Here is a 14540-nt window from a genome sequence, read left to right as displayed (position 1 = left end):
CGGTTACTCAGTATTTGCAGGTGCTGTCGCTCATGTAGTCGTGCACCTTGACCTTGCCGGAGATGATTTCAGCCTTGATGGCGTCCACCTTGGCTTTCATCTCGGGGGTGATCAGCTTCTCGTTGTCTTTGTCGAGTGCCCAATCCACACCACCCTCGGCCAGGCCCAGGTTCTTGATGCCCGGTTTCCAGGTGCCCTTGGCGGCGTCATCCCAGGTCTGGTAGGCGGCCAGGCCAACCGACTTGACCATGGAGGTCAGCATGGTGCCCGGTTGCAGGTGGTTCTGGTTGGAATCCACGCCGATGGCCAGCTTGCCTTCGTCCTTGGCGGCCTGGTAAACACCGATGCCGGTACCGCCGGCGGCGGCATAGACTACGTCGGCGCCCTTGGCGAACTGGGACTTGGCCAGTTCGGCACCCTTGGCCGGGTCAGCAAACGCCGCCGGGGTGGAGCCGGTCATGTTTTGGAACACTTCGATCTTCGGATTGACGTACTTGGCACCCTGCTCGTAGCCGCACTCGAACTTGCGGATCAGCGGGATGTCCATGCCGCCCACGAAGCCGACCTTGCCGGTCTTGGAGGCGATGGCAGCCAGGGCGCCCACCAGGAAGGAACCTTCATGCTCCTTGAAGATGACGGACTGGACGTTCGGCTTGTCGACCACCATGTCGATGATGGTGAACTGGGTTTTCGGGAACTCGGTCGCTACTTTCTCTACCGCGGAACCCATGTTGAAGCCGACGGCAACGATCGGGCCGTTGCCACGGCTGGCCAGACGACGCAGACCCTGCTCACGCTGGGCTTCGTTCTGGGGTTCGAACTCCTTGACCTTGACGCCTTTGTCTTTGTTGTAGACTTCGACGCCATTGCGGAACACGGCTTCGTTGAACGACTTGTCGAATTTGCCTGCGGTGTCGTAGATGACTGCGGGCTGGGAGGCTGCCTGGGCAGACAGGGCAGCGAGAGTGAGGGCGGCAACGGTGGCCAGCTTGAGCACTTTAGTCACGATCGTATCCTTGATTGTTATGTGAGGGTCCACAACCTGCCGGGGCAGGCCATAAAGCACGCTGGCTAACTGTAAGTGAGCCATGGTGTGGGTCAAGGAGATCATAAAGGAAAAACGTTTGCGTTAACGGTTTGAAATATAAGCACATCGCTTTATAAGTGGTTGTTTTGATGCCTGTTTTCAGATTTAAATTCTGTGAATAATTGGCTCCAAATGACATTTCTGTTTGTATTCATAAGGTTATAAGCAAGCGTTTTCTTAAAATTGTACAAAAAGTGGCTTCCAATGGTGCCGGCTGATGGATTTTTCTCGGTTGGAACGCCTCATCCTCGGTGGCACGAAACCGGCTTGCAGCGATCACCGACAAGCCGATTTGGTCTGTGGCGCCGCAGGTCGTATAATCCCCGCCTGTATAAATAAACAGGAGTGGTGATGGACGTTTCAACCCTGCTCGACGGGCTCAATGACAAGCAAAGAGACGCGGTGGCGGCCCCCCGTTGCAACCTGCTGGTGCTGGCCGGTGCCGGTTCGGGCAAGACCCGGGTGCTGGTGCACCGTATCGCCTGGCTGATGCAGGTGGAACGCTGTTCACCCTTCTCCATCATCGCGGTGACCTTTACCAACAAGGCGGCGGCCGAGATGCGCGGCCGGGTCGAAAAAGTGATCGGTGACGGCGTGCGCGGCATGTGGATCGGCACCTTCCACGGCATCGCCCACCGCTTGCTGCGGGCCCACCATCTGGATGCGGGGCTGCCGCAGGATTTCCAGATCCTCGACTCCGACGACCAGTACCGCCTCATTCGCCGGGTGCTCAAGGCGCTCAACCTCGACGAGAAGCACTGGGCCCCCCGCGCCGTGATGGGCTACATCAACGGCAAGAAAGACGAGGGGCTGCGCCCCGGCGACATCGACCTTTACGGCGACCCCGTCACCCGCACCTATCAGCAGATCTACAAGACCTATCAAGAGACCTGCGATCGCTCCGGGCTGGTGGACTTCGCAGAACTCCTGCTGCGCGCCCACGAGCTGTGGCTCAACAAGCCGCACATCCTCGAGCACTACCGCGACCGCTTCCAGAACATCCTGGTGGACGAGTTCCAGGATACCAACGGCATCCAGTACGCCTGGCTGCGGATGCTGGCCGGCGACAGCGGCAAGGTGATGATCGTCGGCGACGATGACCAGTCCATCTACGGCTGGCGCGGCGCCAAGATCGAGAACATCCAGCGCTTTCTGACCGACTACCAGGGCGCCGAGACAATTCGCCTCGAGCAGAACTACCGCTCCACCGCCAACATCCTGAAAGCCGCCAACTGCGTCATCGCCAACAACGCCGAGCGCCTTGGCAAGGAGCTGTGGACCGAAGGGGCCGAGGGCGAGCCGATTTCGCTGTACGCCGCCTTCAACGAGGTGGACGAAGCCCGCTTCGTGGTTGGCCGCCTCAAGGACTGGAAGGAAAAGGGCGGCCTCTTGGCCGACTGCGCCATCCTCTATCGCTCCAACGCCCAGTCCCGGGTGCTGGAAGAGGCGCTGATGCAGGACGCCATGCCCTACCGCATCTACGGCGGCTTGCGCTTCTTCGAGCGGCAGGAGATCAAGGATGCCATGGCCTACCTGCGGCTTATCAACAACCGTGGCGACGACGCCAGCTTCGAGCGGGTAGTCAACACTCCGACCCGCGGCATCGGCGATCGCACCCTCGAAATCCTGCGCAATAACGCTCGCGATCAGGGCCAGAACCTGTGGCAGTCCGCCAAGACGCTACTGAACGACAAGGTGCTGACCGGCCGCGCCGGCAACGCGGTGCGTGGCTTCGTGGATCTGATCGATGCGCTGGAGGAGCAGGTCTCCCTGCTGCCGCTGCACCAGCAGGCGGACATCGCCATCCAGCACTCCGGCCTCAAGGCCATGTATCTGGCGGAAAAAGGCGAGAAATCCCAGGCGCGGGTAGAGAACCTGGACGAACTGGTCACCGCCTGCCGCCAGTACCAGCGCCCGGACGAGCTGGAAGACATGAGCGATCTCTCCGCCTTCCTCGCCCACGCGGCGCTGGAATCCGGCGAGAATCAGGCGGACGAATATGCCGACGCGGTGCAGCTGATGACCTTGCACAGCGCCAAGGGGCTGGAATTCCCGCTGGTGCTGCTGGTCGGCGTCGAAGAAGGGATGTTCCCCAGCCAGCAATCCACCGAGGAGTCGGGCCGGCTGGAGGAGGAGCGGCGCCTCTGTTATGTCGGCATGACCCGCGCCATGGAGAAGCTCTACATCTGTTATGCCGAGAGCCGCCGCATCTACGGCCGCGAGATGTTCCACAAGCCGAGCCGCTTTATCCGCGAGATGCCCGCCGAGTGTCTGGAAGAGATCCGGCTGCGCACTCAGGTCAGCAGGCCCACCCAGTACGGCCGTTTCAGCCAGAACGAGGTGCAGCAGAGTTTCGACGCCAGCGGCATCAAGCTCGGCCAGCGGGTGCTCCATCCGAAATTTGGCGAAGGCATAGTGCTGAACTTCGAAGGGGTCGGCCAGCAGAGCCGGGTGCAGATCCAGTTCGACGACGTCGGCGCCAAGTGGTTGGTAACAGCGTATGCCAGATTGGAAGCGCTTTGATTTTTCCCGCTCTTGATGCAACCAACCCGGCTTAGGCCGGGTTGGTCATATCAGTCATCGCGGACATCTTATCAAATATGCAGCGTTACTCAGACCAATGACTACTCCAGAGAGTAGCGCTCTATTAAATTACCTCGATTCGGAAGTGATAATATCCTTTACAACATATTCATAAAACCTTACGCCTTTATCGTTGAGATAAGCCCCACCAAAATTACCAAACGTCGAAGCACCTGAAGGCAGAATCAACAGTCCAGACATAATTAGAGGTTGATAATCTATGTCCGCTCCACGCTGCCAAATATTTTGTTTTTCTGCCTCATTAGTTGTAGATTCCATTTCTGACCAGTAATTATAAAAATCTTTCAGCCTAGGGAATCCCTCTACCGGATGAATATTTTCAATGCTAAACATTAAAGAGTTATATTCGTGTGTTGTAAAATGATTATGCACGAACGTCTCTATAAAAAGCTTTCCCAACAGCTTGGCTTTTAATTCGTCATGATAACGTTCGATATAGACGATTGTGTTTTCAATGATATTATCTGTTATCTCATGAGAAAATTTTAAAACATCTATCGATGCTATACCATCCACTTCATCTTCATATACCTGTCCAATAAATGCAGCGTACTTCCTTATAAATAGCATGTTACCAATAGATTGTTTTAAATCCTTTGATGCAATAATCCATTTTATTATTGGGATTTCTTTTAACAATGCCTCATTATCACTCAAAAATGATAGAGATTCGTCTAAACCCAATTCCGTTATATCAACAAGAGCATCCTTAGTTTTCTCCGTTAAAAGCGGAGCTAAATTTTTATTAGCTTTCAATTTCACCACCATATAGATAAAGGTGCAACCTGATGGAATGACTTAACTAGATGGTATTCTAGAGTGATCGTATTCATCGTTGCGATTTATTATCTGTGCTAAGCCATCCATCGCTGGCATTATTTCCTGTATAATCTCATCGAATCCAGATGCTATAAATGAATTTCCCAAAGACAGACATCTTAAATATGTAGCAGATGCAAGATTATAAATGGCAAGTCGTTTGTTCTCTTGCATCATGAAATTAATAGCGCTATTTCTGGTAGAGCTTTCCCTATCAGATAAGGCTATAAGATTGACCATATCATCGGAAAAAGAGTGCACAGAGTCACACAATGGTACGTAGTAAGAGTGGTAAGGATTTTCCCATTCAATAGCTTGAAAAAGACGCTTAACTCCAGGATAAGGCGGAGCATCAGGCCATTTGTCATTGAAATGTTCAACCAACTGTTTCCCTAGCCTAATTCTTTCTTGTGCAGCAGGGTTTTCAAAACCTTTTGATTGGAGATACGAAAGCCAATTCTCGCCATTTTTTATAAGCATCTTTTTGGAGTCCCTGAGCAAGGACTGAGCATTTTTGCCATTATCAATAGCAATATAATTCTGGTTTGCGGACTGCTCTATAATCACTTGTAATGACCCACTGAAATCCTGCTCAGGTCATAATGAGTGGAGATCACAGACATGAGCATCACGATGGACGAAGAAATCAAACGTTGGACGGCCAAGCGCAAGTCCGCCTTGGTCATGGAAATCATTCAGGGCAAGACCACCGTCGCCGAAGCGGCTCGAGCCTTTGATTTGCCGCCCTCCGAGATTGAAGAATGGGTAGATGACGCCAAACGGGGCATGGAAAACGCCTTACGGGCCAAGCCACTGGATATTCGCGAGCAGTACGAGAAGCAGCTCAAGGAACTCCAGGAAGCTTATGGCGAGGCCATGCTGGAGTTACGCGCCAGAAAAAAGCTGGCCTCCCTGCTGGGCGAGGACGACAGATAGTCGCCGATGTTCAGCAGGGATTACGCGCAGAAGGTATTGATGTCTCCGTCAGCAAGCTCTGCCGCTGGTTTGGCCTGCCGCGTCGTAGTTGGTACTACCGCAGCGTCAAGGCCGCGCCCAAGCTTCAGGAGCATCTGGTCACCCCGATCAAAAACATGATTGAGGAGAACCCATCGTTCGGTTACCGGACGGTTGCAGCCCTGTTGGGGTTCAACAAGAACACGGTACAGCGCATCTTCCAGCTCAAGGGCTGGCAAGTTCGCAAGCGTCCGGTTGGGTTTCGCCCCCGGATCCAGGCCCTGCCTTCGGTGGCCTCAGCGCCCAACCAACGCTGGGCGACGGACCTATGCCGGATCTGGGCTGGTCGCGATGGCTGGTGTTCCTTGGCGCTGGTGATTGATTGCCATACCCGTGAACTACTGGGATGGCATCTCTCGCGCAGTGGTAAATCGAAAACGGCCGAGGCAGCGCTGGAGCAAGCCTTAATTGCTCGCTTCGGCAGCTTGGGACGAGTTGCATCGCCGTTTTTGTTACGTAGCGACAATGGGTTGGTGTTTACCAGCCGCAACTACACAGCACTGGTGAAGAGCTATGGGTTGCAGCAGGAGTTCATCACGCCGTACACGCCGGAACAAAACGGCATGGTCGAGCGGGTGATCAGAACGCTCAAGGAGCAGTGTGCCCATCGGCAGAGGTTCGAGACCTTGCAGCATGCCAGTCGGGTGATTGGCGACTGGATCCAGTTTTACAACCAGAAGCGTCCTCACCAGGCGCTAAAGATGAAAACACCGGCGCAGGCCTATGCCGAAGCCGCTTAGTTGTGCAGGAACGGCTGGGTCATTACACACTCTTGTTAGAACCTCAACAACAGATAGCCGATTTGATTTCAAACTATCACATGCTTGGGAACTTAGTTCATTCAATACTGTAAAGTATTGATTAATCACCAACCTCTGCTCTTTACTTTTTATATTATCAATTTTCGCCTTATGCCTTAAATATATATTATGACAAAGAAAATTAATATCAGTAATAGCTCCAATATCTTCATTCATATTGAACTTATATTCTTTAAACATTTAATAACCCGCTGTGAATTTTATGAAAATACAGCATCTAAATAGCTGTTCAGAAGAGTGGGAATATGGGTTCCCACCTTTTGGCTGCGGCGTAGCTGTTAAGGCTACGCCGTATTTGTTAGGTGAAGACATCTGGTCACTTAACCAGCTTGCTCTCCATCACCCCTTGCTTGCCCTCCTCTTCGCTGACCTGACTCAGCTTGGAGCGGGCCATCAGCAGGCCCATCTTGACCTCCTGCCATACGTAGTAGTTTTTGCCCGCCTCGGTGCTGAGGGTCAGAGTGGCATCGTTCTCCGACTTGGAGGTGATGGTGTGGCTGCCCGGCGTCACCTGCTTGAGGATATAGCTGTGGGCTACGGTATCACCGACCGCCACGCCATCCACCAGCACTGGCATTTTGACAGCCGTGCCGAAGGTCTCGTTGCGATAGATATAGAGGTTGGCCGCATCTTTGGGCGCCACAAACTGCTTGGCCTGCGCATCTGCGGTGGCATCGGCCATGGGTACGGAAGCACAACCGGAAAGCAGGGCTGTCGACAGCAGGGCAGCACTCATCAATATTTGCCTGAACATAGTGGTTTGGTTTGAGTGAGTTAACGGGGTTTAAAGGTTCGCATGAGGCTTTGTTACCGGGCAACTACTCAAACCACCGCCGGTGTGACGGGATTCAATATTCCGGCAATAAACCGGCATGGTGCGGCACTTGGACGGTGCAGCGAACCGCGGCATGCCGCTTGTCATTGATGCCTAAATGGATGCTGACGCTACGCAGGGCAGGGACTTAGGTTCGATTATACCTAGCTGATCGAACCTGCACGGGCTGACAGGGAGAATGGCCACTCACCGTCTGATATCAGACATGGCCGTCAGTTATTCGAATGCGCTTTTACGTCAGGGTGTTGCAGGCTTGCCAGCTCACTCTGGACGGTCTGGAACAAGCTGATCAGGCGCGCTCGATAGGTGTGGTGGGTCAGCACCGTCTGTTGCCCATGGGCGGCGATGGCGGCGCGCTCTTCCTCGTGGTTCAGGTAATAGCGACAGATCTCCAGCAGATTCTGTGTATCGCGGAAGATCACCAGATCCTTGCCTGGGGTGAAGAGATGATGCAGATCCTCCTTGTCGTTGGTCACCATGAATCCACCGGCGCCAAGAATATCAAACACCCGCATGGGGAGCCCCGACTCGACGAAACTGCGCACCAGATTCAGGTTGATCCTGCTGCGTTGAAACAGGCGTGGCATCGCTTGGTAATGTTCTGCGTATCCGCAATAGCTCTGCGTGTGTGTCGCCCACTCCGGGTTTCCATACACGGCGACCCGTTCAAACCGGGCCGCCAGAGCCTGGATACAGGACACCCTTTCCCGATAGGAGTGTTCGCGGCCCAGCAGATAGGCCAGTTTTTCATATTCGCTCAGGTAGGGTAGCCCGCTCAGCGGATACACCTCTTTGACAAGCCGTAGATGAGATTCCGTGAGTTGTGCGGTCAAGGGCCGCCCCTCCAGGTGCGCATCGAGGTGCCCAATCAACTGTTCCAGCGTTTGCAGCGGTCCGGGGGCCAGCCGTGGCTTGATGTGGGTCTGGTATTCCGGTGGGGTCAGGTTGGCGATGAAGGAGATATCGTGATCATAACCCGGCTCGGCTGGCAGTTGGCGCTGCTCGTTGATGGCGACCGGCAGGTAGTAGACGTTGCCCTTGCTCCGCTCCTTGAGCCTGCTTGCGACGGCAAGGTCGTAGACAAACGTGAAGGAGAGGGGGTTGGAGATGGCGTCATGATGCATGCCATAGCAAGGCGTATCGACCACCCACGCAATGTAGGGCTTGCGCAATGCTTCGGCCGCTTGAGAGAGGAGGGGGTTGAAGTTGATGCTGAAGAGGTAATCAAAATTGAGAAACGGCAGCTTGGTAAACACCTCGGCAGAATAGGCGATGCGAATCACGTTAAATCCCAGCGCCTGGAGAGTGTCCATGCAGTCTCTCGCGATGGTTACATGCTCAAAGCAGAGAACGGTTGCAGCCTGATCCTTCATGTTTTCTCCCCATTATCCCGCGTGTGTCTCGTCAAGGAGAGGGCGCCGCAAGCGCTTGAAGAGTCCTGCCCGATGACAGCCTTGAGGTCCAGTACCTTCGTGATGCCCTGATGAGTGTTTTGCGACCCATATCATGGGCGGCGCCTGTTTTTGGCCCTCGCCTCTTGGCTTGTCAGCACAGAGGGGTGGCCAAGGCGACGTTGTTTTGGTTGGTCTCAATTGTGCCTTTATAACGCAATGTTGAGTCTCGTGTGAAGCTATTTAGCCAACGGTCACCCAAGTAGGTGCCAACGAATGGCAGATCTTCAGATGTGGGCACCCACCTTGCTTCCCATAAGCTCGAGCCTGCTAACGCTCGATGACGCTGGGCTAATCGAATCAGTGCAATGGGAAGGTGGGTAAAACAGAGAGGAGAAATCAGAAACCCGGCCACTGACGGGGCGCGGTGGCCGGGTGAATTGTAAAGAGTAGGGTGACAGAGAACGCGGGGTATCAGCCTAGTCTAATCAACTCGATGGGGGCGTACTGCTCCCGGGAGTTGGCCAGCAGCACGCACTTCTCATGCTCGGCCTGATAGGGGGTCAGGTTGTCGGTGTGGGCCTCTTTTAGAAAGTCGACGGCGCCGGTGGCGGCGATCATCACGCGCTGACCCGCTGTGAGCGCATTGCGGTTTCGGTCATAGATTTTCATGGCACTCTCCTTTTGTGGGGCCCGGCGGTATGCCCGGGCTGCGCGGATCAGCCTACGCCCCTGCCAAAGAGTGATGCATGTCACAGATCAAAAAAGAGCCAAAGAGGGACTCAGTGCGTCGGCAAGGGTGAGCGGGCCTGCCGTGCGGGGTCGTCCAATCCTGTCGCTGGGAAGGCAGGTGGATTCTGCTTTTTGCGGGGGCGGGCTCGAACAAACGGGGGGATGCGCTATAGTGGATGCCGCTCGTTTAACTGCCTTCAACCAACCGAGAGCGCATTATGAATCGTGATATCGTCGCCCAGTTTATCAAGATGTTGACCAACCTCGACCAGTGCCTGGCCAAGGCCGAGGCCCACGCCGCCGCCAAGAAATTCAATGTGGAGAACTTCTACGGCGATCGGCTGATCGTTGACATGCTGCCATTCAGCAAGCAGGTGCTGATCTGCTGCGACAGCGCCCGCGCCGTGGTGGCCACCGCCAGCCTGAGCGAGCCGCCGGTACTGGGGGATGACCCCAAGACCATGGCGGATCTGCGTGCCCACGTGGCCAAGACCCTCACCTATCTGCAGAGCAAGCTGGATGCCGATTTCAGCCAGTATGCGAGCGGCCACTACTACCCCTACTGGGCCGGTGGCAAGGGGATGGACGGCTACACCTGCGTGCATGAGTACGGCATCCCCAACTTCTACTTCCACCTCACCATGACCTATGCCCTGCTGCGCAAGGCCGGGGTCGAGCTTGGCAAGGGGGATTACCTGGGCGCCATCAACCTGCAATAAGCTCATCCCGTCGTCCGGGCTTTGCCCAGGATAAAAAGAGCCTGCCACTGTGGCAGGCTCTGTCGTTTTCGGGGTCACCGCGGGCGGGTTACTGCGCCGGGATCTCCGGCTCCACCAGAGCGGCCAGCTGGGCCAGCGACTCCTGCCAGCCGAGGTAGCACATCTCCACCGGGATGACCTCGGGGATCCCCTCCTGCACGATGGCGAGCTCGGTGCCGCACACCACCCCGGTCAGGATCACGGTCACGTGCATCACTCCCGGCAGGTTGGGATCGTCGAACCGGTCGGTGTAGCGGATGCGCTTGCCCGGTTCGAGCTCCAGGTATTCGCCGCCAAAGGCGTGGCTGTTGCCGTTGCCAAAATGGGTGAACGCCATCCGGAAGTGGCCGCCGACCTGCGCCTCCAGTTGCTCCACCCGGCAGGTGAAGCCATAGGGCGGCAGCCACTTGGCCAGCGCATCGGCCTCGATAAAGGCCCGGTAGATCCGCATCGGCGGTGCCTTGAGCACCCGGTGCAGCCGCACTGTTCCTGTCCTCATCTCTCTGTTCCTCGTTGCCTTGGGTCCATCAAGGATAGCCGGTTGCGTCCGTTTGCCGACGACTGGCCGGCATTGGCGCCCTAGAAGGGGCCGTTGCGATCGCGCAGCTGGTCGGGCAGGCCGTCGTGATCCCCCAGCTCGCGCTCGGGTACCGCATCCCAGTGCCGCGCACCGATGAAGCGGTTGCGCTCGGGGTGCACGGCGTAGTGGATGTGGTTGTCCGCCCGATCGGTGTCGCCCACGCAGAGCAGTCGCACCGGCTGATTTGTGTTGTTGATGAAGGTGTGGGCCAGCCCGTCGCCTGCCTTGAAGCCGACCGAGTCGCCGGGCTGCAGCCGATGCAGCACGCCATCGAGCCAGACGTCCGGGGTGCCTTCCAGCACGTGGACGAACTCGTCCTCGGTCTCCTCGGCGTGGGGCCAGCTGGTGCGCCGGCCGGGCGGCAGCAACTCGTGGTGAATGCCGAGGCGGGCAAAGCCGTAGTGCCTGCCGAGGGCGCTGCCCAGAGAGAGCGGCTCCTCGCTGCCGGAGTAGCGGCCGGGCTCGGGCTCCTGCAGCTCGCGCCAGTGCTTGATGCTGGGGTGACGGTTCATGACGGCTCCTTGTCGAAGTGATGGGGGAAACAAGCGGCCCCGTGCTGGGCGCACGGGGCCGGAAGTGGGCGTCTTGCGCCCGAGTGGCGATGAGCCGGACTAGCGGCCCAGGTTGTCGGCCAGCTGCTTGGCGCGGCCGGCAGCCCACTGGTCGATCATCTTCTCCATCTCGCTGGCGGTGATGGGGCTGTCCTTGTGGGTGGTGTCCGGGCTCTCGCGCGCATCCATCACCCGCACCAGCAGCTTGCCGTTCTGGGAGTCGAGCAGCTGGGCCATGCTGCCCACCTTGAGCAGATAGGGCTCCTTGCCGATCACCTCGCGGGTGACATTGATGGCGATCTTGGCGGGCAGCAGATCCCGCAGCTTGGGGTCGGGCCGGGTCAGGTCGAAGTTGGTGATGGCGGCCTGCACCCGCATCACGCCGGGGCCGGGGGCGCTGGCAATCTTGACGCCGTGGCTCATCAGCTCGCGCTGGAAGGTGGCGTGGTAGTAGCGGCCAATTTCGTTCTGTTCGTTGGCGGTGAGCAGATACCACTGGCCGTTCTCCTGGCGGATGAACTGCAAGGGATCGAGCAGCACCTGATGGTACTGGCGCAGATCCACGCCGGGCTCCTTGTAGATACGCTGGTTGGGGTTGCTTTCGCTCTGCTGGAAGGCGGTCAGCGGAATCGCCTGCAGGCTGTGGGAGACCTGGTTCTTCACCGCGCAGCCACCCAGCAGAATGGCCACCATGCCCGCGATTACGGCTCTTTTCATCTTTTGCTCCTGATTGCGGCGCTTGCCCGACCCTGGCATCCGGTGCGCAGGGCATTGCAAGAGAAATAACCGATTCAAAGAGCGCCCACAAGCGAAGAGTACAGCGGCGTTCAGGCGGGATCCAGCCCGCAGGCGGCCGCCACCCGTTGGCCGGGACATGACGCTAATACGATGATTTTGCTTCGGATCGGCAATCATTTGATCAAGGTTGCGGATATTGGCGCCGTTCGCTCATATAATCGCCGCCATGAAACTGATTCGGAAGGATTCGATGACCAGCCTGATGGCGGCCCTGTGCGGGCTGCTGCTCTCCTGCCTGGCCTGGGCGGCACCCACCCCCTTCGTCACCACGCCCCCTGACAGCACCACCACGGCACCCTCCGCCAGCATGGAGCCGCTGCTCTCCTGGTTTACCGGCGAGTTTTCCAGCCGCGAGCAGGCCAGCTACGACAACCGCTTCACCAGCGCCGAGTTGCGGCTGGTGGAGATCTGGCCCGGCTACAAGGGTTTTCGCTGGGTCTATGCCGAGCAGTTCCTGACCGAGCGGGCGGTGCGCCCGTTCCGCCAGCGCATCTACCGCTTCTCGCTGGTACCCGACGGCCGCATCCTGATGGCCGAGCTGACCATGCCACGGGCCATCGACTTCGCCGGTGCCTGGCGCCAGCCCGAGCTGCTCGACTCTCTCACACCGCAGCAGCTCTCTTTGCGTCAGGGCTGCGAGATCTGGCTGACCCGCCAGCCATCGGGGGAGTACGCCGGCCACAGCAAGGTGGGCAGCTGCTCCACCAATTTTGGCGGCGCCAGCACCCTGGTGCAGTACCTCTGGATCGGCCCCCACAGCGTGAGATTGCTGGATCGGGCCTACGACACCGAGGCCCATCAGCGCTGGGGCAGCCCGGGGGAGGGCTATGTCTATCTGCGCCGGGTGAAACAGCGCGGCGAGTAGGGCTGCGCCCTACAGCTGGTGGCGCTGCTCGCTCAGGTAGTCGATGAGCAGCCGCAGGCGCAGTGGCAGGGGCTCCCTGGCCGGGTAGAGCAGGTTGACCGGGCGCGGGGCGGGCAGGGCATCCGCGAGGATCTCCTGCAGGGTGCCGCGTTCTAGCTCCTCGCTCAGCAGGGCGCGCGGCTGCAGCAGGATGCCGGCATGGTTGAGGGCGGCCACCTTGAGGGCGCTGCCGTGATTGCTGATGAAGGGGCTGTCCCACAAGTGCAGCTGTTCGAGCGGAAAGGCCTCGGCCAGGCTCGACTGGCCGAGCCAGGGGCTGAATCCCAGGCAGTGGTGGCGGGCCAGATCCGCCAGCGTGAGGGGAGTACCGTGGCGTTGCAGGTAGTGCGGGGACGCGCAGAACACCGAATCGGAGCTGGCCAGTGGCCGGGCGATGTAGCCGGCATCCTTGGGCTGACCGACCCGGAAGATGAGATCGAAGCCGTCACCGATGACATCCACCAGCCGATCCGACAGATCCAGCTCGATGCGGATCTGCGGGTAGCGCTCCATGAAGCGGCACAGCAGCGGCGTCAGCCGGTAGCTGCCGAAGGTGACGGGAGCATTGATGCGGATCCTACCCGCCGCCTGGCCGGTATTGGCCAGGGTGTTCTGCTCCAGCTCCCGGTAGTGTTGCAACAGGCTCTGGCAGCCGGCGAGGTACGCCTGACCCGCCTCGGTCAGGCTCTGGCAACGGGTGTTGCGATTGAGCAGGCGGGAGCCGACTCTGGCCTCCAGCCACTTGATGTACTTGCCGATCATGGCCGGCGTCATCGCGAAACGTTCCGCCACGGCGGCGAAACTGCCCGCGCGGGCAACCTCGACGAAGATCTCGATGGCCGTCAAGCGATCCACTCTAAACTCCTGGTTTATAAAGCCGAGCGCCACTATGTCTGGCTGGCGTCGCGGCTGTCAATATACTGGGCGGCAGCCAATCCACGCTGGAATCTTTCCCGATGACACTCGACTATTACGCCCTCTATCTGCTGCTCGCCATCGGTACCGTGCTGAGCCCGGGGCCCGCCGTGATCTACACCATAGGCAACACCCTGACCCGGGGCACCCGCCACGCCATCGCCGGCTTTTGCGGGGTGGCGGTAGGCATCCTGCTGGTGGCGAGCCTGGCCTCGCTGGCGGTGCTCTGGTTCACCCGATGGCTGGCCGCGGGCCAGCAGATCCTCACCCTGGGCGGCGCATTCTACCTGCTCTATCTGGGGCTCAACGCCTGGCGCCAGCGGGTGGTGAGCCCGGTGCCGGGGGCCGGGCCGGATCGGGATTGTCGTCGCAGCTTCATCAAGGGGGCGCTCATCAGCCTGCTCAATCCCAAGGCGATCATCTTCTTCACCAGCCTGTTTCCCCAGTTCATCGACTTTCGTCATGGGGCGCTGGGTCAGTGCATGCTGCTGGCGGTCACCTTCAGCGCCGTGGTGCTGGTGGTGCATGGTGGCTACTGCCTGGTGTTCCACTGGGTGGGGGCGCAAGGCTATGGCGAACGCTTCGCCAGGGGGATCAACCGGCTGTCGGCGGTGATGTTCACCGGCTTCGCCCTGTTGCTGCTGTTCAAGGGGTTGAGGTAGGGGAAGAACCGGCAGCGAGCATCCCGAATGGGGTGAGCAGGAAAAATAAGATTCCATTGGTGCTCTTTG

Annotated in this window: 16 protein-coding genes; 6 read left to right on the top strand and 10 right to left on the bottom strand. The window is 58.1% G+C overall.

All coding sequences use genetic code 11. The annotated features are described in order from the left end of the window. Positions 1-7 precede the first annotated feature (7 nt). Entirely contained in the window at positions 8-1006 is a 999-nt protein-coding gene (locus ACPW75_RS19535) for a BMP family lipoprotein (RefSeq protein ID WP_024944638.1), read from the bottom strand. A gap of 432 nt (positions 1007-1438) precedes the next feature. On the opposite strand from ACPW75_RS19535, the gene uvrD reads away from it, so the two are divergent. Next, positions 1439-3610, top strand: a complete 2172-nt coding sequence (gene uvrD / locus ACPW75_RS19530) for a DNA helicase II (protein WP_077095866.1) — start codon at positions 1439-1441, stop codon at positions 3608-3610. 129 nt (positions 3611-3739) lie between these two features. On the opposite strand, the gene ACPW75_RS19525 is transcribed toward uvrD, so the two are convergent. Continuing rightward, entirely contained in the window at positions 3740-4447 is a 708-nt protein-coding gene (locus ACPW75_RS19525; RefSeq protein WP_197984391.1) for a hypothetical protein, read from the bottom strand. A gap of 42 nt (positions 4448-4489) precedes the next feature. After that, on the bottom strand, positions 4490-5077 hold the full coding sequence (locus ACPW75_RS19520) for a hypothetical protein (protein ID WP_425904341.1): 588 nt from the start codon (positions 5075-5077) through the stop codon (positions 4490-4492). 54 nt (positions 5078-5131) lie between these two features. On the opposite strand from ACPW75_RS19520, the gene ACPW75_RS19515 reads away from it, so the two are divergent. Both ACPW75_RS19515 and ACPW75_RS19510 read left to right on the top strand, forming a co-directional pair. After that, a complete protein-coding gene (locus tag ACPW75_RS19515) occupies positions 5132-5446 on the top strand; it encodes a transposase (RefSeq protein WP_039026396.1) in 315 nt (104 codons plus the stop codon). Beyond that, positions 5443-6264, top strand: coding sequence for an IS3 family transposase (locus ACPW75_RS19510; protein ID WP_039026397.1), 822 nt, complete (start codon positions 5443-5445; stop codon positions 6262-6264). Before ACPW75_RS19515 ends, ACPW75_RS19510 begins: the two co-directional genes overlap by 4 nt. A gap of 397 nt (positions 6265-6661) precedes the next feature. On the opposite strand, the gene ACPW75_RS19505 is transcribed toward ACPW75_RS19510, so the two are convergent. From ACPW75_RS19505 to ydfZ, 3 genes are all read right to left on the bottom strand, one after another. Continuing rightward, on the bottom strand, positions 6662-7099 hold the full coding sequence (locus ACPW75_RS19505) for a DUF2846 domain-containing protein (protein ID WP_077095863.1): 438 nt from the start codon (positions 7097-7099) through the stop codon (positions 6662-6664). Between the two features lie 293 nt (positions 7100-7392). Further along, positions 7393-8553, bottom strand: a complete 1161-nt coding sequence (locus tag ACPW75_RS19500) for a CgeB family protein (protein WP_077095862.1) — start codon at positions 8551-8553, stop codon at positions 7393-7395. A 492-nt stretch (positions 8554-9045) separates the two neighbouring features. Further along, positions 9046-9243 carry a putative selenium delivery protein YdfZ gene (gene ydfZ / locus ACPW75_RS19495; RefSeq protein ID WP_041217242.1) on the bottom strand — a complete coding sequence of 66 codons (198 nt, stop codon included), beginning with the start codon at positions 9241-9243 and terminating at the stop codon, positions 9046-9048. 278 nt (positions 9244-9521) lie between these two features. On the opposite strand from ydfZ, the gene ACPW75_RS19490 reads away from it, so the two are divergent. After that, positions 9522-10022 carry a DUF1993 domain-containing protein gene (locus ACPW75_RS19490; RefSeq protein ID WP_077095861.1) on the top strand — a complete coding sequence of 167 codons (501 nt, stop codon included), beginning with the start codon at positions 9522-9524 and terminating at the stop codon, positions 10020-10022. Between the two features lie 88 nt (positions 10023-10110). Here the strand turns inward: ACPW75_RS19490 and ACPW75_RS19485 are convergent, their stop codons facing one another. The 3 genes from ACPW75_RS19485 to ACPW75_RS19475 form a co-directional block, all read right to left on the bottom strand. After that, positions 10111-10560, bottom strand: coding sequence for an SRPBCC family protein (locus tag ACPW75_RS19485; protein WP_011704236.1), 450 nt, complete (start codon positions 10558-10560; stop codon positions 10111-10113). Positions 10561-10640: 80 nt separating this feature from the next. Beyond that, positions 10641-11153: a cupin domain-containing protein gene (locus ACPW75_RS19480; RefSeq protein ID WP_190283814.1), complete on the bottom strand. Its 513-nt coding sequence runs from the start codon at positions 11151-11153 to the stop codon at positions 10641-10643. A 99-nt stretch (positions 11154-11252) separates the two neighbouring features. Further along, entirely contained in the window at positions 11253-11909 is a 657-nt protein-coding gene (locus tag ACPW75_RS19475; RefSeq protein ID WP_024944646.1) for a DUF3313 domain-containing protein, read from the bottom strand. 271 nt (positions 11910-12180) lie between these two features. Between ACPW75_RS19475 and ACPW75_RS19470 the strand changes: the two genes are divergently transcribed. Next, positions 12181-12855, top strand: coding sequence for a chromophore lyase CpcT/CpeT (locus ACPW75_RS19470; protein ID WP_041213570.1), 675 nt, complete (start codon positions 12181-12183; stop codon positions 12853-12855). A 9-nt stretch (positions 12856-12864) separates the two neighbouring features. Here ACPW75_RS19470 and ACPW75_RS19465 read toward each other — a convergent pair whose 3' ends face one another. Further along, entirely contained in the window at positions 12865-13749 is an 885-nt protein-coding gene (locus ACPW75_RS19465; RefSeq protein WP_077095859.1) for a LysR family transcriptional regulator, read from the bottom strand. A gap of 101 nt (positions 13750-13850) precedes the next feature. Between ACPW75_RS19465 and ACPW75_RS19460 the strand changes: the two genes are divergently transcribed. Beyond that, positions 13851-14471, top strand: a complete 621-nt coding sequence (locus ACPW75_RS19460; protein ID WP_077095858.1) for a LysE family translocator — start codon at positions 13851-13853, stop codon at positions 14469-14471. The last annotated feature ends 69 nt before the right edge of the window (positions 14472-14540 follow it).

Origin of the sequence: Aeromonas sp. FL131 (assembly GCF_049860615.1) — a bacterium.
GTDB lineage: Bacteria > Pseudomonadota > Gammaproteobacteria > Enterobacterales > Aeromonadaceae > Aeromonas > Aeromonas hydrophila.
This window is presented reverse-complemented; position numbering and strand designations above follow the sequence as displayed.